Source organism: Qipengyuania sp., assembly GCF_042095715.1.
Classification (GTDB): Bacteria; Pseudomonadota; Alphaproteobacteria; order Sphingomonadales; family Sphingomonadaceae; genus Qipengyuania.
Map to the genome: position 1 here is coordinate 1 of NZ_JBELMO010000071.1, position 15783 is coordinate 15783.

Below are 15783 nucleotides of genomic sequence, written 5' to 3' on the forward strand. Positions count from 1 at the left end.
AAGCGCCTCCTAAGCGAAGATCGCCCGATGAGCATCGGAAATCGCATGTCCGATCGATCGGCAAGGCTGATTTCCGCGCGAAATTCGACCGGCCCGATCTTGAGTGGCGTTTTCACGATGCGGCGGCGCTGGGTATCGCCGTTCGAACTGGTGATGCCGCGCCAATCCACGTGCACCGCCTCGCACACCTGGCGGACATGCTGCCGCGCGAAATCCACCGCAAAGCGAACGAAGGTTTGCCCGTCCCGATCATATTCGTCGAGGATGACGGCGTGGAGGGAGGATGTGCGCGCGCCGGTGTCTATCTTGGCGGGGACGGCATGCAGCCCCAGTTCGGGCAATTCCACAAGCTCTCGCCAACCGACCACATGCATCTCGCGTTTCGCCAAAACCCTGTAACTCCCCGATATCTTCCGCGATCAGCGTAGCCTACTCGGGCGCCCCAAGCCAGTCGGCCATCGCGCGTCCCAGTTCAGGGCGGGTCACGCTGCCCATATGCGTGCCGGGGACGGAGACATAAGTGGCATGGGGAAGACGCTCTGCCAGTTCAGGGGCAGAGCCGTTGTCCTCGTCCTCATCCCCGCACACGACCAGGGTGGGCATGGTCACTGCGTCCAGGAGATCGAGCGGCAGATCTGTGAAAGTGCCGATCAGATGCCGCGCCGCAATCCGGTCGATCTTCTGAGATTTCATGAACTGGACGGAATACCAGGCCGGATCGCCCTTGGGGATGGCATCGAATTCCTCGATGACGCGGGTGAAATGGGCCGCGCGCCGCGACCAGCCGGCCAGCCCCGCTACTCCCATGCCCCCCACGATCAGGCGGGCCGGTTCCACGAGTCCCCGTGCGACCGCGTGGACGGCGGCGCGGGCGCCCAGAGAAAATCCGCCCAGGTCGAAGTCGCTTAGGTCGAGGTGATCGATCAGCGCGACGAGGTCGCGAAGGAGCACGTCCTGCGGATAGGACTGCCCGTCCTGCGGAGCCGCGCTGGCGCCATGAGCGCGAAGATCGGGCATCAGCACTTCATAGCCCTTCCCGGCTATCGCCTGCGCGTGGCCCCATTTGATCCAGTTCATTCGGGCATCGGAGAACAGGCCATGAAGCAGGATCACCGGTCGCCCGCTGCCAAGCCGGTGTAGAGCCAGATCGGCTCTATCGAAGCCGGGGAAGGTCTGGAGGGAGGCGTCGGTCATTCTGGTAATTTCTCCGGGTGTCGTCGAGCCAACGCTGAGCCACCATGGTGTGATCGGCCGTTGTTTTCGCGCCGAAGCGCAGGTGTCTACCCTTAGCTGGCGGTTTCTCTCCATCAACTCTCTTGGCCGGGCAAGTGGCCTCCAAAGAGTCCGGTGCACCAAATGCAAATCGAACTGCACGAAAAGCACTCAATCGCAACTTTGCAATGATAAGCATACTTATTATATGCCCGGCATGGAACACAATCCGGGATATCTGCTCGCGGACTCCTCACGCCTGCTACGCCGGGCCTTTGACGAGCGCGTGCGTGTCCTGGGGCTGACCTCGTCCCAAGCCCGCTTGCTCCTCAGTCTCGTCAAATTTCCGAACCGCAACCAGGCATTCTACGCCGATCGTCTGGAGGTGGAGCCCATCACTCTTACCCGTCTGATCGATCGGATGGAGGAAGCAGGCTGGATAGAGCGGGTCTCCGATCCCAGAGACAGAAGGGCGCGCATGTTGCGCCTGACCGCCAAAAGCGAAGCTATAGTGGCCGAACTCCGACCGCGCGTAGACGGGTTGGTCGCTGATATGCTGGCCGGGATGACGGCGAGCGAAGCGCAGGAACTGACCCGTTTGCTGGAAATGGTCTCCGAAAACCTCTCCCTCGAACGGCTGAACGCAAAGGAAGCAACTCATGGCTGAAGCCGACAGCCCCATTCTCACAGATGACGCGACCGAAACGGATGACCCTGCACGCGAAGGTCCCGCTTCGGCAGAGGCTGACACCGCCGGCACAGCAAAGCCCCGGCGCCGCTGGGGACGGCTGGCCCTCATGGCGATCGTGCCGCTGATACTGGTCGCAGGCGCCACGATCTATTGGCTCAGCCTGGCGGGCAAGGTTTCGACCGACAACGCCTATATCAAGCAGGACAAAGTCTCCGTAAGCGCCCAGGTCGGCGGCGACATTTCCGATGTCTACGTGTCCGAAGGCGACATGGTGAAGGCCGGAGACCTTCTGTTTCGTATCGATCGGGAGCCCTATCGCCTGGCTATCGCCGAGGCCAATGCGAACATTGCCAGCGCGCAGGCCAACGTGACCGCCCTGCGCGGCTCGGCGGACCTTTCCGGTGCCGATATCTCGGCCGCGCGCGAGGACATCGGATTCGCCCAAGCAGATTTCGCGCGCAAGGACGCACTCTTCAAGCGTGGCTTTGTCACCAAGGCAGATCACGATGCGGCGGAACATGCCGTCAATCAGGCGCGCGAGGAGCTGCGTGCGGCCCAGGCGCGTCAGGCCGCGGCGAAAGCGCGTCTGGCCAACGGATCGGCAGTTCCGGGCAAGAACCCCGCCATAGCGCAGGCAGAAGCGAGCCGTGCGGTTGCTGAGCTCAATCTTAAGCGGACAGAGGTCCGCGCCCCGATGGCCGGACGGATCGCCGAGGCGGACCGGCTCCAGGTGGGGCAGCAGATCGTGCAGGGCCTCCCAGTCCTAACGCTGGTCGGGGGCGGCACCAGCTACGTCGAAGCGAACTACAAGGAGACGGACCTTGCCGATATGCGGGTGGGCCAGCGCGCAGAGATCACAATGGATGCCTATCCGGATCTCAAACTGAAGGGCCACGTCGAATCCATCGGTGCTGGAACCGGCAGCGAATTCTCCGTGCTTCCGGCGCAGAATGCGACCGGCAATTGGGTCAAGGTGACCCAGCGGGTGCCGGTTCGCATCGCAATCGACGGCAGCAGCCCGCGCCCCCTGATCGCCGGGCTTTCGACCGAAGTCACCGTGTTTACCGACGAAGGCAAGTAGCATGGCGGGTGCCGTCGCTTCCAAGGGGCCGGCGCGGCCCCCCGCCGCCGGCCCTGCCCCTTCGGGGGCGCCCGAGCAGGCGGATGTGCCCCACCTTCCGGTTGCCAACCACGGCCTTCTGATCGTGGGGATCATGGCGGCGTCCCTGCTCCAGGTCCTTGACACGACCATCGCCAATGTCGCGATACCGCACATGCAGAGCTCGCTGGGCGCCACCGCCGACACGGTGACCTGGGTTCTCACAAGCTACATCATCGCCAGCGCGGTCGCCATGCCGATCACCGGCTGGCTCGCGGACAGAATCGGGGCCCGGCGTCTTTTCATCGGTTCCGTTGCAGGATTCATCGTTGCATCCATGATGTGCGGGATGGCGCAGAACCTCACGGAAATGGTGCTGTTCCGCGCGTTTCAAGGTGTGGCGGGTGCCTTTATTGCTCCGCTCAGCCAAAGCTTCATGCTCGACACCACCAAGCCCAGCAGACAGCCGCAGATGATGGCCATCTGGGGTATGGGCATCATGATCGGTCCGATCCTGGGCCCGGTGCTGGGCGGCTATCTCACGGAGAACTGGAACTGGCGCTGGGTGTTCTACGTAAACCTGCCGGTCGGCATCATCAGTCTGGCAATCCTGATTACCCAGCTCCCCTCCCGCGAAACGACGAGACGCCGGTTCGATATACTTGGCTTCGCGCTCATCGGGATCGCGCTCAGCGCGCTGCAACTGATGCTCGACCGGGGACAGCAGGTGGACTGGTTCTCCAGCAAGGAAATCTGGATCTACGCCGTCACCTGCATCGGCGCAGCCTGGATGGCGACGGTCCATCTGGTGACGGGGCGCAACCCGCTGTTCGATGCCGAACTTTTCGCCAACCGAAATTTCTCAATCGCATTGCTGATCATGTTCGTCATGGGAATCGTGATGTTCGCCCCAATGGCGCTGCTGCCGCCGATGCTCCAGCATCTGTTCGGATACAGCGTCATCGACACCGGAATGGTTTTGATGCCCCGGGGCATTGGTGTTCTGCTTTCGATGCAGGTCGCTGGCCAGCTCACCAAGCGTGGGGTCGATGCCAGGCCGATCATCATCACCGGCTTTCTGCTGATGAGCGCAAGCCTGTGGCTGATGGCCAAATGGTCGCTTCAGATCGATCAGTTTCACGTCGTCAGTACGGGCGTGCTTCAGGGGCTGGGCATGGGTCTTGTCTTCATCCCGCTCAACATCAGCGCCTTCGCCACCCTCCCGCCGCGTTTGCGGACGGACGGATCCAGTCTGCTCAACCTGCTGCGCTCGCTCGGCGCTTCGGTTGGCATTTCGCTGACCACCGTCATGCTGACGCGCAACATTCAGACGGTGCACGAGGGGCTGGTGAGCCATGTCACCGGGGGGATCGGCAGCCTGCTCGATTATTCCACCGCCGACCGTTACCAAATGCTGGGTGACGTAGCGTTGAGCGCAATCGATGCCGAGGTTAATCGCCAGGCTGCGATGGTGGCCTATATCGATGACTACTACATGATGACCTGGCTGAGCCTGTTAGCCATCCCGCTGGCGCTTATGCTGCGCAAGCCCTCCGGAAAGGCACCCGCCGCCCCGGCGGAAGGCGCGATGGGCCACTGACGGAAAAGGTTCCGTTTTGCGGGGGGCATGGCTGCCGTGTTTAGAGACAATTTTCCCCGGCGTGCAGGGACAAAACGCGCTCGTCGGGGCTAAGTATTCCACCCATCCCCTTGCCAAAGGGAGACCCGGCCAACACGAATTCCCCGTCGGTATCGGTATCGCGCACCATCTGAGCACCAATTTTCTCTAGCGAGCGAAACGACGTGTCGGGTCCGATACCATCACCCGTCGGCAACCCCTTGCCCCTCTCCGTTCGCCAGCCGACGAATTTGCCGTCCGAGAAGGAAGCGCGCAGCTCTCCGAAATCCGCGAAATGCAGGGCTCCGTCGCTGCAGTTTGAATTGTCGCTCTCCAGCGGCTTGCCAAGATCGCGCGACAGGGCATCGATCGTCTGGTCCTGCGCATCGCCAAACTGCAGCAGCGTCACCGCCTGCCCCTTCGCGCTGCCGTGCGTGACCACCAGCCCGTCAGGCAGCAGAGCAAAGACAGGCCCGTCGTTAGCCGCCTGACCCGGCTGGTCCGAAACGCGCCGAGCTTCCTCGTTATCCTGCACCGCGAAGGGTCGCGCGCTCTGCTGCGTTTCAGGCTCCGTTACCTTATCGCCAGAAGAACAGGCCACGGCGAAGATCCCGCACATGGCGGCCGTCATCGCCAACCGCCAGTGCATCACCCTTTCTTCAGACATTCGCGACCGAGCAATTCGGCGATCTGGACCGCATTGAGTGCCGCGCCCTTGCGCAGATTGTCGGATACGCACCATAGGTTGAGGCCGTTCTCCACTGTGGGATCCTCCCGCACGCGGCTGATGTAGGTCGCACTATCGCCCGCGGCTTCGACCGGGGTGACATATCCCCCGTCCTCGCGCTTGTCGATGAGCATACATCCGGGCGCCTCGCGCAGAATTTCCTGAGCGCGCTCCGCCGAGAGTTCCTCCTCGAATTCGATCGATACCGCTTCGGAATGGCCCACGAATACCGGCACACGCACGCAGGTCGCGGTGAGCTTGATCTTGGGGTCGAGGATTTTCTTGGTCTCGACCACCATCTTCCATTCTTCCTTGGTCGACCCATCGTCCAGGAAAACATCGATGTGCGGGATGACGTTGAAGGCGATCTGCTTGGTGAACTTCACTGGCTCCACCTGATCGCCCACGAAGATCGCACGGCTCTGCTGGAACAGCTCGTCCATGCCCGCCTTCCCCGCGCCCGACACCGATTGATAGGTGCTGACAACGACGCGCTTGATCGTGGCGACATCGTGCAAAGGCTTTAGCGCCACCACAAGCTGGGCGGTGGAACAGTTGGGGTTGGCGATGATATTGCGCTTCGAATACCCATGGATATCCTGCGGATTGACCTCCGGCACGATCAGCGGAACGTCCGGGGCCATGCGATAGAGGCTGGAATTGTCGATGACCACGCAGCCGGCCGCGGCTGCCTTGGGCGCATAATCTTTTGCAGGACCGCTCCCAGCCGCAAACAGCGCGATGTCCCAACCGGCCCAGTCGAAATGCTCGATATTCTTGCATTTGAGCATCTTGCCAGTGTCGCCGAATTCGACCTCCGTCCCGTGCGAGCGGCTGGATGCGACCGCCGCCACCTCGTCACACGGGAACTCCCGCTCGGCCAGGATCTGCATCACTTCGCGCCCGACATTCCCGGTCGCGCCAACTACGGCAACACGATAGCCCAATCGAAACTCCTATTAACGACTTGCGGACGAGATAGCGGTTGCGCCGCGCTGAGCAAGGGTCAGATAACGCCCACCAGATGGAGGATCAGTACTACAAGGGCGGCAAACGCCCCGATCGCGCCTGGTAGAGTGACGATGCGGCGCCCAACGCTTTCCTTGAGAGCGAGAGCGTTTAGGATGCCGAACACCAACAGGAACACCACGCTGGCCCCCTGCACCAAAGCATCGAGCCCGCCCAAAACCGCCAGCGCCAGTGCCAGCGCCGCCAGCGTAAGGACCGCTCCCTGCGGCGCCCCGCTCGCATTACGCTTGCCAAGCGCCTCGGGAAGTGCGCCATCTCCCGACACCGTTTCCGCGAGGCGCGCGGAGGAGAACAGGGTCGCGTTGATGGCCGAACCGGTGGAAAGCGCCGCAGCGATCGTCACGGCGATAAGACCGGGGGTGCCGAGCGCCGCCTGCCCCGCCTGCGAGAGCGCCACTTCCCCGTTCTCGATAATTGCCCTGGTCCCGGTGAGCATGGGCACGGCGAGGCATACCAGCACATAGATGAGTGCGGCGCTGCCGATCGCCAACGGCATAATACGGCCCATCAGAGCCTTGCGATCCTTCATCTCCTCGTAATCATAGGCAATCAGTTCGAAGCCCTCGTACGCCATGAAAACGCTGGCCGCACCGATCACGATACCCAGCCAGCCCGGTTGCGCGGGAATGGAGAGGCGCTCGACATCGAATTGCGAAAGGCCGAAGGCAGCAAGGGCCGCCAAGATCGCCAGCTTGGCGATCACGATGGCGATCTCCACCCCGGCGGCCTGTCCAGCGCCGCGAAGGTTGATGGCCGTCATCACCAGAATTGCGAAGGCGGCCATCGCCTGCGGAAGCCAGGCCGGCCCGCCCAGCGCATGGCCGAGGTAAGCGCCGAAGGTGTAGGCATAGACCGCGCAGGTTAGCACATATCCGGCCAGCAGCACCCACGCCGCCGAACGCGCCAGGCGGGGTCGCCCGAGATCGCGCAGGAAACTGTAGATTCCCCCTGCCTCGTCCTTCTCTACGGTCAGCGCGGCAAGGCTGTGGCCGGTGGCATAGGCGATGAGCCCGCCAAGAATAAAACTGAGCGCCGCCCAATGGCCTGCGCTGGATATCACCACCCCCAAGGTGGAGAAAATCCCGCCGCCCACCATTCCGCCAACGGCAATCGCCCAGACGGCAGGGAGACCCAGCGTCCCCTGCGACGATTTCCCGCTCATTGCGGCGGTGTCACGCCGTGCCGATCGAGAAAGCCCATAATGGTATTCCACAGATGCGGGCTGATCTCCGGCCCACCCACGCTATGCGTCTCGCCAGGATAGAACATCATTTCGAACTGCACGCCGGCATGCTGCAGTGCGCTTGCCATGGCGGTCGAGTTCGAGAACACGACGTTGTCGTCGCTCATCCCGTGGACCAGCAGCAGGGGATCGTCGATCCTGGCGGCATCGGGCAATGTGCTGGCCTTATCGTACGCATCCTGCACCTGTCGCGGATCGCCCATGTAGCGTTCAGTATAGGCGGTATCGTAAAGCTCCCACTTGGTGACCGGGGCGCCGGCGATGCCAGCCGCGTACAGACCTGGGTCGGCTTCCAGCATCTTCAGCGTCATGTACCCACCGTAGGACCAGCCATAAGTCGCGATCTTGTCCGGATCGACGAAGGGAAGCGTCTTGAGATATTCCGCCCCCACCTTCTGGTCCGCAACCTCCACGCCGCCCATGGCGCGGTAGATCGGTTTTTCGAACGCGACGCCGCGATTGGAACTGCCGCGATTGTCCAGTTCGAACACGATGTAGCCTTTTGCGGCGATGGCCTGCTCCAGCGGGCTGGTCCATCCCTTCTTCACGGTCTGCACATGCGGGCCGCCGTAGTGGATGAAGAACACGGGATAGCGTTTGCCCGGCTCCATTTCGGGCTTGATCATGCGCCAATGCAGCGTCTGGCCGTCGTCGGCCTTCAAGGTACCGAAGATCTCTTCGCGCTGCGCCTCCACGAAGGGCGCATAGGGATGGTCCGCATCGACCCTGTTTTCGGAAACCCAGGTCAGCGGCTTGCCCGCGGTATCGGCAAGATAGACCTGCGTCGGCTGTGTGGCATTGCTCCGCGTGATCAGCAGCGCCCGCGCCTTGCCATCCATCGTCGCACTGTTGGTATATGCCGGATCGGTGATGCGCCGGGGCTCGCCCGGTTTGTCGAGCGAAACCACATAGGTCTGCTGTGACAGCGCATCGTCGCGATTGGCATCGAAGAACACCAGCCCCTTGTCCTCATCCACCCCGTCGAGGCTGTCCACCACCCATTCGCCCTTGGTCAGCTGCGAGAATCTGCCGTCCTTCCAGCGATAGAGATGGCCATAACCATCGCGCTCCGACCACCAGATCAGACTGCCGTCCTTTAGCCAGCGATAGTTGTCGGTCAGGTTGATCCAGTGGCCCTGCGCGGCATTCTCACTGAACAGCACCCGGCTTGCGCCCGTCGCGGGATCGGCCGCGATCATGTCGAGCCTGTCTTGCGCCCGCGAGATGCGCTGTACGTAGAGCGTCTTGCCGTCGCGCGACCAGTCGACGCGGCCGAGGTAGAAATCCTTGTCGGCGCCAAGGTCCACCTCGACGCGGTTGCCACCGTCCGGGTCCAACACGAAAAGCTGCACGATCGCGTTGTCGGTGCCCGCTGCGGGATAGCGCTGCTGGGTCACTGTCGTCGCATCCGCCCCGATCGCGGTGCGGGTCACTATGCCAACAGGCGCCTCGTCGGTTCGCTGGATCGCCAGACGACGGTCGTCAGGCGACCACCACAAACCCTTGATGCGATCGAATTCCTCCTGACTGACGAATTCGGCCACGCCCCAACCGACCGTGTCGGCCGCCTCTTCCGGCGTGATCGGGCGCGCATCGCCGCTGCCCACCGCGCCGACGTACACCCGGCCGTCACGCACGAAAGACAGAAATCGTCCGGTTTCGCTGAGCGTGGGGTTGAGTTCGCCCTCCGCCGTGTTGGTCAGCCGCTTCACTTCTCCATCCAGGCTCGCCAGATAGAGATCGCCATCGAGCGGCACCAGGATCGCGCTGCCGTCTGGCGCCCAGTCATAGGTCACGATGCCTTTCAACTTGCCGATGCGCTGGCGTTCGCGCTGCATCTTCTCGGCCTCGGACAGCTCGCGGCCGCTGCCGACCTTCTCGCTGTCCACCAGCATGCGCCATTCTCCGGTCGCGCGTTCATACCCCCACAGATCGTAACGGTCCTTGTCCTTGGCCCGGCTGCGCAGAACGGTCAGCCATTTGCCGTCGGGCGACAGCTTCACCCCGCGCGGCATTTGCCCTGCCAGGCTGGGGCTCGCGAAGACGCGTTCGAAGGTCAGTTCCCGCGGCATGTCCGGCTTCTCCTGAGCGGTAATCGGGGATGTGACGGCCAGCGCCGCCGCTGCGGCGAGTAGGATATGGCGCAAGAGGGTCTCTCCGGTAGCTTTGCCATGCCAGCCTAACCACGCGCCCGCCCGTCCCGCAACGCGCTTTTTTCGCTGCAAACGGTGATGGTCAATTTCGGGTTAAGCGCCCTTCGAGAGGGCGCGCTAACGCAATTGCGTCACCTTGCCGCGACCGGTGCCCCTGACGTGGTGGCTGGTCGCATCGTTCCCAGACAGACTAAGGGCGGCCATCCCGATGGGAGGCCGCCCTCTCTTTTTCGTCCTGTGAGGCGAAATTACGCCTTGGGCGCGTTGTCGCGACGTTCGGCGATACGCGCGCTCTTGCCGGTGCGACCGCGCAGGTAATACAGCTTCGCGCGACGCACCACGCCGCGGCGAACCACGGTGATGCTGTCAACGATCGGCGAATAGAGCGGGAACACGCGTTCCACGCCCTCACCGAAGCTCATCTTGCGCACGGTGAAGTTGCTGTTGATCGAACGGTTCGAACGGGCGATCACGACGCCTTCGAAGTTCTGAACACGCTCGCGCGTGCCTTCGATCACCTTCACGCCGACACGGACGGTGTCGCCCGCGCGAAATTCGGGGATGTCCTTGCCGAGGTTCTCGACGGCTTCCGCCTCGAGCTGCTGGATCAGGTTCATTGCAATCAATCCTGGTCTTCGTGCCGCGCGCCAGAGGCAGACTGGTCCCGAACGCCACGATAGCGCTCCCAAAGGTCCGGCCTGCGTAACCGTGTGATATCCTCGGCCTGACGTTGCCGCCACGCCGCGATCTTCGCATGATCCCCCGATCGCAGCACTTCAGGGATCGTGCGCCCTTCCCATTCCTGAGGTCGGGTGTAATGCGGGTATTCGAGCAGTCCGCTTTCGAACGACTCCTCATGCCCGCTTTCGGGCGCGCCCATTACTCCGGGAAGCAGCCGAATGCAAGCGTCCAGAATGGCAAGCGCGGCAGTCTCGCCGCCCGAAAGGACGATGTCGGCGAGGCTGACCTCCTCGATCTGGGGGCGCGCTTCGAAAAAGCGCTCGTCGAAGCCTTCGAAACGGCCGCAGATTATCACTATGCCGGGCCCGGCGGCGATTTCGCGGATCCGCCGCTGACCGATCGGCTTGCCGCGCGGAGTCATGGCCAGGACGGGGCGGCCCGGCGTTACGCTGTCCAGCGCGGCCGCAAGCACGTTTGGCTTCAGCACCATCCCCGCCCCGCCGCCCGCGGGCGTATCGTCCACGGTCCGATGTTTGTCGGTCGCGAAGTCACGGATCTGCACCGCTTCGCAGGACCAGTCGCCACGCTCCAGCGCGCGCCCGGCAAGCGAAACGCCCAGCGGCCCGGGGAACATCTCGGGGTAAAGGGTGAGTATGCTTGCGGTGAAAGGCATCACTCCCGTCCCGCAAATTTCATCTGGGCAACGAATGCCGCCACCGTGCCCCCAAGGGCCAGTTGGAACCAGGTGATGAGCGTCAAATAAAAGGCGATACCGCAGGCATAACCGCTGCACTCTTTGGATCCGAGCCAGGCGGATACGAGATACAGGCTTAAGGGAATTGCGAGTGCGACCGAAAAGAGGCACCCGAGCCCCACGGCTGCTGAACGGAATCGCGTGGCGCGAATAGCGACGATCATCGACATGGTGAGAATCGCGCCGCCGATGATGATCAAGACCCCGAACATCCGCATTGAATACCCGTCAGGGGACCGCAAAGCCATCCCGTGCGTTGCGGTCGCGATGACCGAACAAATCGACGATTGCATCATCGTGGGCGCCGGCCCCGCCGGCCTCACCGCGGCGATCTATCTTGCCCGCTATTACCTCAAGATCCGGTTGTTCGACTGTGGCACGAGCCGGGCAAGCTGGATCCCGACGAGCCACAACCATGCGGGCTTTCCCGAAGGAATCAATGGCGAGGAACTGCTCGACCGGATGCGCGAGCAGGCGGCGAAATACGGTGCCCTGCGCGAGCCCAAACGGGTCACCGATCTCAAGATCGAAGGCACTCACTTCATCGTCTGCTGCGATGACGAGCAATACCGAGCCCGCTCCGTCCTGCTGGCGACCGGCGTAGTCAACAACCGCCCCAAAGGCATCGACGACCGGTTCCATGACGAGGCAATGGCGCGGGGGCTGATCCGTTATTGCCCGGTTTGCGACGGCTATGAGGTGACAGACAAGCGCGTGGCGGTGATCGGAACCGGAGATCATGGCACTGCCGAGGCGCAATTCCTGCGGACCTACACCGCCGACATCACGCTGGTCTGCCCTCATGGCGACCATGACCTGTCGAAAGAATGCTCCTCCGCGCTGGACGAAGCCGGGATAAAGCGCGTCGCCGGCCCCTGCGGCGGCTTCGCGGTGGCAAACGGCAGGATCGCGTTCGAAACCGCGAAAGGCACGATGGAATTCGACAGCCTTTACCCCGCGCTGGGTTCGGTCATCCGATCGGGGCTGGCGGAAAAGGTCGGCGCGAAGCTGACCGGGGAAGGGTGCATCATCACCGACGACCATCTGGAAACAAGTATACCCGGTCTCTTCGCGGCAGGGGATGTGGTAAAAGGCCTGGACCAGATCAGCCACGCCATGGGCCAGGCCGGAGTTGCCGCGACCACCATCCGCAATCATCTAGCGAGCAAGACACCGCTGCGCCGCTAATCCCTCAGGCGCATTTTACGAAGACGACACCGTCACCTTGGATCCGGTGGCCAGCAAGCGTCACGGTTTTTGCTCCCCGCGCGGGCTTTACCGCAAGTCCGTCAGGCCCCCGCGTCTCGATCGGCAGAGTGGGAATGCCTTCATCCCAGCGAAGCGCGGGGGTGTGGCCGACATCGACATAGCCCGTCGCGGGAATGCCATTGATGCGGGTTTCGATGATCGATCCGCCACTCCGATTGTGTGTCACGGCGAAATCCGGCCGCTCGCAATCTGCGTTCGCGCCCTTTGCCACCCAGCGTCCGCGCACGTAATCGCTCGTAAGCGCCAGTCCCCCGGCTCGCGCCGGATCGCGATCTCGGGCTGGCGGCTCCTTTTCATTGATGCGCCGTGGGATCAGCGTGCCCTCCCCTTCCATGCAGAAGCTGGCGTCTGCCATCTCGCCGGTTATCGCAACGTAATCGCCTGGGGCGAATTCGGCTTCGCCAAGGCTGACGGCGAAGCGCCGCCCGTCCGGCGTATGAAGCACGCTGCATTCGGTGCCAGCCTCCAGCCGCCCTTCATAGGTGACGAGTTGGGGCTGGCCCGATGGCCGCGTTCCTGCGGCCGGATTTTTTGCGGCGGGTGGGGGCTCGCTGACCGATGGCTCCTGAGGCCCTGCCGAACAGGCTCCCAGCGCTAATATGAAGGAAAGGGCGAGTGTCGGAATGTTGCGTGTCATACCCAATCAATGGGCCGGTGCGCCTGCTCGTTCCGCTGAGAATCTGCTCAGATGATGTATTCGGGACTCACAACCAGCCGTTCCTCGTTCCATTCGGGCACAGCCTGCTCGGTGAGCGGGACCATGAATTTGCCGCCCTCGGTCTTCTCGATCTCGACTATATCGGTGGCCCCGAAATTCTCGACCGCACAGACACGTCCGATCGCATCTCCGGTGTCGGTGACAACAGGCAGATCCAACAGGTCGGAATAGTAGAATTCGCCTTCTTCCAGCGGGGCGAGCGCGGTGCGCGGAATGGTCAGCGCCGTTCCGCGCAGCTTTTCCGCAGCGGTCCGGTCCGGGCATTCGGCAAAGCGGGCGATGGCCCCACCCTTCCCATCGTCACGGATCTTGGACAGCGAAAGAGCGCCGTCGTTGAAGATCTTGTGCGGCTTTAGTGCAGTCAGGCCTTCGCCGAACAGCTTCAGGCGAACCTCGCCCGTCACGCCATGCGCACCGATGATGGCGGCCAGCGTGACGGTGCGATCGGTCATGCGAAGGTCTTAACCTTCGGTCTTTTCTTCGGTGGTGGCTTCCTCGGCCGAAGCGTCGGCGGGAGCGTCCTCGGCAGTGGCTTCTTCAGCCGGTGCGTTGGCTTCTTCCTGAGCGGACTTTGCAGCTTCCTCGGCTTCGGCGGCCTTGGCGGCGCGCTCTTCGGCGCGCTCCTTGGCCTTTTCGCCCGGCTCGGCCTTGTTCGGGTTGTTGCGCGCGGCACGCTCCTGAATGCCGGCCTTGTCGAGGAAGCGGGCGACACGGTCGGTGGGCTGCGCGCCGACGCCGACCCAGTAACGGGCACGATCTTCGTTCAGCTTCACACGCTCTTCGCTGTCCTTGGGGAGCAGCGGGTTGTAGGTGCCGATCTGCTCGAGATACTTGCCGTCACGCGAGGCGCGGCTGTCGGCCACCACGATGCGGTAATAGGGGCGCTTCTTGGCACCACCACGCGAAAGACGAATTGCAACTGCCATTTTGAACTTACCTTTCCAATCTAAACTACGAAAATCACTTCTTTTTCAATAAATCCTGCATGTTGGGCGGGAGGGAGCCTCCACCCAGACCCGGGAGCGCGGGGGGCGCGCCGCCGCCGGCACCACCCATGCCGCCCCCGCCGCCGAACATGGCGCCAAGGCCCTTGAGCCCGCCCATCTTCTTGATCTGCTTCATGGCGCGCGACATTTCCTGGTGCATCTTGAGCAGCTTGTTCACATCCTGAACCTGCATGCCGGCGCCCGCAGCCACGCGCTTCTTGCGCTTGGCATTCATCAGCTCGGGCCGCTCACGCTCCTTGGGTGTCATCGATCCGATGATGGCATCCATGTGGAGCAGGACCTTGTCGTTCATGCCGCTCTCGGCCATCGCGGCCTTGGCCTTCTTCATGCCGGGGAGCATGCCGGCCAGCATGCCAAGCCCGCCCATGTTCTGCATCTGCCGAAGCTGGGTGCGCAGGTCGTTGAGGTCGAACTGCCCCTTGGCCATGCGCTTGGCGAGACGTTCGGCGTCTTCTTCCTTGATCGTCTGCGCGGCGCGTTCGACCAGGCTGACGACGTCGCCCATTCCCAGAATGCGGCCTGCCACGCGCTTGGGATCGAAGGGTTCGATCGCATCCAGCTTCTCGCCCGTGCCGGCGAACTTGATCGGCTTGCCGGTAACATAGCGCATCGACAGCGCCGCACCGCCGCGCGCATCGCCGTCCATCCGGGTCAGCACCACACCAGTCAGCGGCACTTCGCCGGTGAAGCTCTGCGCCACATTGACCGCATCCTGCCCGGTCAGACTGTCGACGACCAGAAGCACTTCGGTGGGGGTGGAGACGCCCGCGATGGCCTTCATCTCGGCCATCAGCGCTTCGTCGACGTGCAGGCGACCCGCCGTGTCGAGCAGCAGCACGTCCACGTTCTGAAGCCGCGCCGAATCCATCGCTCGGCGCGCGATATCGACAGGCTGTTGGCCGGCGACGATCGGCAGCGTCGCCACATCGACCTGCTCGCCCAGCACCTTGAGCTGCTCCTGCGCGGCCGGGCGATTGACGTCCAGCGAGGCCATCAGCGCCTTCTTGCCGTGCTTTTCGCGCAGCAGGCGGCCGAGCTTGGCGGTCGTCGTCGTCTTACCCGAGCCTTGCAGGCCGACCATCATCACCACGACGGGCGGCTTGGCATTGAGATCAAGGCTCTCCGCGCCGCCCTCGCCGCCCAGCAGATCGGTCAGCTCGTCGCTGACGATCTTGACCACCTGCTGACCGGGTGTGACCGAACGAAGGACGTCTTGGCCGATCGCCTTTTCGGTGACCGCGTCGATGAAGCGGCGAACCACCGGCAGCGCGACATCGGCTTCCAGCAGCGCGATGCGTATCTCGCGCATGGCCTCGCGCACGTCCTGCTCGGAAAGCGCGCCACGCCCCTTCAGGCGGTCGAACACATTGCCGAGACGATCGGACAGATTGTCGAACATGCCTACTCAACTCCCTCGAACCACGGATGATTCGAATAAACGCGAAAAACGCCGGCGGACGAGAACTCGTCGGCCAGCGTGGGGAATTCCCCGATGAAACCCAAACTATTGCCCGGGTGTGGTGGAAGCAAGCCGGCGCCGTTGCCGCGGCAAGCTACCATCAAACTCGAACACGGATCTGCC

General features: G+C 63.0%; 17 protein-coding genes. 4 read left to right on the top strand and 13 right to left on the bottom strand.

From position 1 onward, the window contains the following. Both ACFDTG_RS13755 and ACFDTG_RS13760 read right to left on the bottom strand, forming a co-directional pair. The coding region (locus ACFDTG_RS13755; protein WP_375291588.1) for an ATP-dependent zinc protease at nt 1–389 on the bottom strand (389 nt) is incomplete at its 3' end. Nucleotides 390–429: 40 nt separating this feature from the next. Continuing rightward, on the bottom strand, nt 430–1194 hold the full coding sequence (locus ACFDTG_RS13760; RefSeq protein WP_375291589.1) for an alpha/beta fold hydrolase: 765 nt from the start codon (nt 1192–1194) through the stop codon (nt 430–432). A 235-nt stretch (nt 1195–1429) separates the two neighbouring features. Here ACFDTG_RS13760 and ACFDTG_RS13765 point away from each other — a divergent pair, with 235 nt between their 5' ends. The 3 genes from ACFDTG_RS13765 to ACFDTG_RS13775 are packed head-to-tail and all read left to right on the top strand — an operon-like array spanning nt 1430 to nt 4602. After that, the gene (locus ACFDTG_RS13765; protein ID WP_375291590.1) at nt 1430–1879 is read left to right on the top strand and encodes a MarR family winged helix-turn-helix transcriptional regulator; all 450 of its coding nucleotides are present in this window, start codon (nt 1430–1432) and stop codon (nt 1877–1879) included. After that, entirely contained in the window at nt 1872–2984 is a 1113-nt protein-coding gene (locus ACFDTG_RS13770; protein ID WP_375291591.1) for an HlyD family efflux transporter periplasmic adaptor subunit, read from the top strand. The genes ACFDTG_RS13765 and ACFDTG_RS13770 overlap by 8 nt, the downstream gene beginning before the upstream one ends. A gap of 1 nt (nt 2985) precedes the next feature. Beyond that, a complete protein-coding gene (locus ACFDTG_RS13775; RefSeq protein WP_375291592.1) occupies nt 2986–4602 on the top strand; it encodes a DHA2 family efflux MFS transporter permease subunit in 1617 nt (538 codons plus the stop codon). A 40-nt stretch (nt 4603–4642) separates the two neighbouring features. On the opposite strand, the gene ACFDTG_RS13780 is transcribed toward ACFDTG_RS13775, so the two are convergent. The 7 genes from ACFDTG_RS13780 to ACFDTG_RS13810 form a co-directional block, all read right to left on the bottom strand. Next, on the bottom strand, nt 4643–5287 hold the full coding sequence (locus ACFDTG_RS13780; RefSeq protein ID WP_375291593.1) for a hypothetical protein: 645 nt from the start codon (nt 5285–5287) through the stop codon (nt 4643–4645). Then, nucleotides 5269–6294 (bottom strand): aspartate-semialdehyde dehydrogenase, encoded by a 1026-nt coding sequence (locus ACFDTG_RS13785; protein WP_375291594.1) that lies wholly within the window; start codon nt 6292–6294, stop codon nt 5269–5271. Before ACFDTG_RS13785 ends, ACFDTG_RS13780 begins: the two co-directional genes overlap by 19 nt. Nucleotides 6295–6353: 59 nt before the next feature. Beyond that, nucleotides 6354–7538 carry an APC family permease gene (locus ACFDTG_RS13790; protein WP_375291595.1) on the bottom strand — a complete coding sequence of 395 codons (1185 nt, stop codon included), beginning with the start codon at nt 7536–7538 and terminating at the stop codon, nt 6354–6356. Beyond that, nucleotides 7535–9766 (bottom strand): DPP IV N-terminal domain-containing protein, encoded by a 2232-nt coding sequence (locus ACFDTG_RS13795; protein ID WP_375291596.1) that lies wholly within the window; start codon nt 9764–9766, stop codon nt 7535–7537. The genes ACFDTG_RS13790 and ACFDTG_RS13795 overlap by 4 nt, the downstream gene beginning before the upstream one ends. Before the next feature lie 254 nt (nt 9767–10020). After that, nucleotides 10021–10389, bottom strand: a complete 369-nt coding sequence (gene rplS / locus ACFDTG_RS13800; protein WP_375291597.1) for a 50S ribosomal protein L19 — start codon at nt 10387–10389, stop codon at nt 10021–10023. Nucleotides 10390–10394: 5 nt separating this feature from the next. Then, nucleotides 10395–11126 carry a tRNA (guanosine(37)-N1)-methyltransferase TrmD gene (gene trmD, locus ACFDTG_RS13805; RefSeq protein ID WP_375291598.1) on the bottom strand — a complete coding sequence of 244 codons (732 nt, stop codon included), beginning with the start codon at nt 11124–11126 and terminating at the stop codon, nt 10395–10397. Next, nucleotides 11126–11407 carry a hypothetical protein gene (locus tag ACFDTG_RS13810; RefSeq protein ID WP_375291599.1) on the bottom strand — a complete coding sequence of 94 codons (282 nt, stop codon included), beginning with the start codon at nt 11405–11407 and terminating at the stop codon, nt 11126–11128. Before ACFDTG_RS13810 ends, trmD begins: the two co-directional genes overlap by 1 nt. A 67-nt stretch (nt 11408–11474) precedes the next feature. On the opposite strand from ACFDTG_RS13810, the gene ACFDTG_RS13815 reads away from it, so the two are divergent. Then, nucleotides 11475–12395, top strand: coding sequence for an NAD(P)/FAD-dependent oxidoreductase (locus ACFDTG_RS13815; protein ID WP_375291600.1), 921 nt, complete (start codon nt 11475–11477; stop codon nt 12393–12395). Between the two features lie 4 nt (nt 12396–12399). Here the strand turns inward: ACFDTG_RS13815 and ACFDTG_RS13820 are convergent, their stop codons facing one another. The 4 genes from ACFDTG_RS13820 to ffh are packed head-to-tail and all read right to left on the bottom strand — an operon-like array spanning nt 12400 to nt 15600. Next, nucleotides 12400–13113 (bottom strand): DUF5818 domain-containing protein, encoded by a 714-nt coding sequence (locus ACFDTG_RS13820; RefSeq protein WP_375291601.1) that lies wholly within the window; start codon nt 13111–13113, stop codon nt 12400–12402. Nucleotides 13114–13160: 47 nt separating this feature from the next. Continuing rightward, nucleotides 13161–13646 carry a ribosome maturation factor RimM gene (gene rimM, locus ACFDTG_RS13825; RefSeq protein ID WP_375291602.1) on the bottom strand — a complete coding sequence of 162 codons (486 nt, stop codon included), beginning with the start codon at nt 13644–13646 and terminating at the stop codon, nt 13161–13163. A gap of 9 nt (nt 13647–13655) precedes the next feature. Further along, nucleotides 13656–14120 carry a 30S ribosomal protein S16 gene (gene rpsP, locus ACFDTG_RS13830; RefSeq protein ID WP_375291603.1) on the bottom strand — a complete coding sequence of 155 codons (465 nt, stop codon included), beginning with the start codon at nt 14118–14120 and terminating at the stop codon, nt 13656–13658. A gap of 34 nt (nt 14121–14154) precedes the next feature. Further along, nucleotides 14155–15600, bottom strand: a complete 1446-nt coding sequence (gene ffh / locus ACFDTG_RS13835) for a signal recognition particle protein (protein ID WP_375291604.1) — start codon at nt 15598–15600, stop codon at nt 14155–14157. Between the last annotated feature and the right edge of the window lie 183 nt (nt 15601–15783).

What these genes read in the sequence shown, in the direction of transcription:
- ACFDTG_RS13760 (WP_375291589.1), bottom strand. Translation starts at nt 1,194, where the DNA reads ATGACCGACGCCTCCCTCCAGACCTTCCCCGGCTTCGATAGAGCCGAT.
- ACFDTG_RS13765 (WP_375291590.1), top strand. Translation starts at nt 1,430, where the DNA reads ATGGAACACAATCCGGGATATCTGCTCGCGGACTCCTCACGCCTGCTA.
- ACFDTG_RS13770 (WP_375291591.1), top strand. Translation starts at nt 1,872, where the DNA reads ATGGCTGAAGCCGACAGCCCCATTCTCACAGATGACGCGACCGAAACG.
- ACFDTG_RS13775 (WP_375291592.1), top strand. Translation starts at nt 2,986, where the DNA reads ATGGCGGGTGCCGTCGCTTCCAAGGGGCCGGCGCGGCCCCCCGCCGCC.
- ACFDTG_RS13780 (WP_375291593.1), bottom strand. Translation starts at nt 5,287, where the DNA reads ATGTCTGAAGAAAGGGTGATGCACTGGCGGTTGGCGATGACGGCCGCC.
- ACFDTG_RS13790 (WP_375291595.1), bottom strand. Translation starts at nt 7,538, where the DNA reads ATGAGCGGGAAATCGTCGCAGGGGACGCTGGGTCTCCCTGCCGTCTGG.
- rplS (WP_375291597.1), bottom strand. Translation starts at nt 10,389, where the DNA reads ATGAACCTGATCCAGCAGCTCGAGGCGGAAGCCGTCGAGAACCTCGGC.
- trmD (WP_375291598.1), bottom strand. Translation starts at nt 11,126, where the DNA reads ATGCCTTTCACCGCAAGCATACTCACCCTTTACCCCGAGATGTTCCCC.
- ACFDTG_RS13815 (WP_375291600.1), top strand. Translation starts at nt 11,475, where the DNA reads ATGACCGAACAAATCGACGATTGCATCATCGTGGGCGCCGGCCCCGCC.
- ACFDTG_RS13820 (WP_375291601.1), bottom strand. Translation starts at nt 13,113, where the DNA reads ATGACACGCAACATTCCGACACTCGCCCTTTCCTTCATATTAGCGCTG.
- rimM (WP_375291602.1), bottom strand. Translation starts at nt 13,646, where the DNA reads ATGACCGATCGCACCGTCACGCTGGCCGCCATCATCGGTGCGCATGGC.
- rpsP (WP_375291603.1), bottom strand. Translation starts at nt 14,120, where the DNA reads ATGGCAGTTGCAATTCGTCTTTCGCGTGGTGGTGCCAAGAAGCGCCCC.
- ffh (WP_375291604.1), bottom strand. Translation starts at nt 15,600, where the DNA reads ATGTTCGACAATCTGTCCGATCGTCTCGGCAATGTGTTCGACCGCCTG.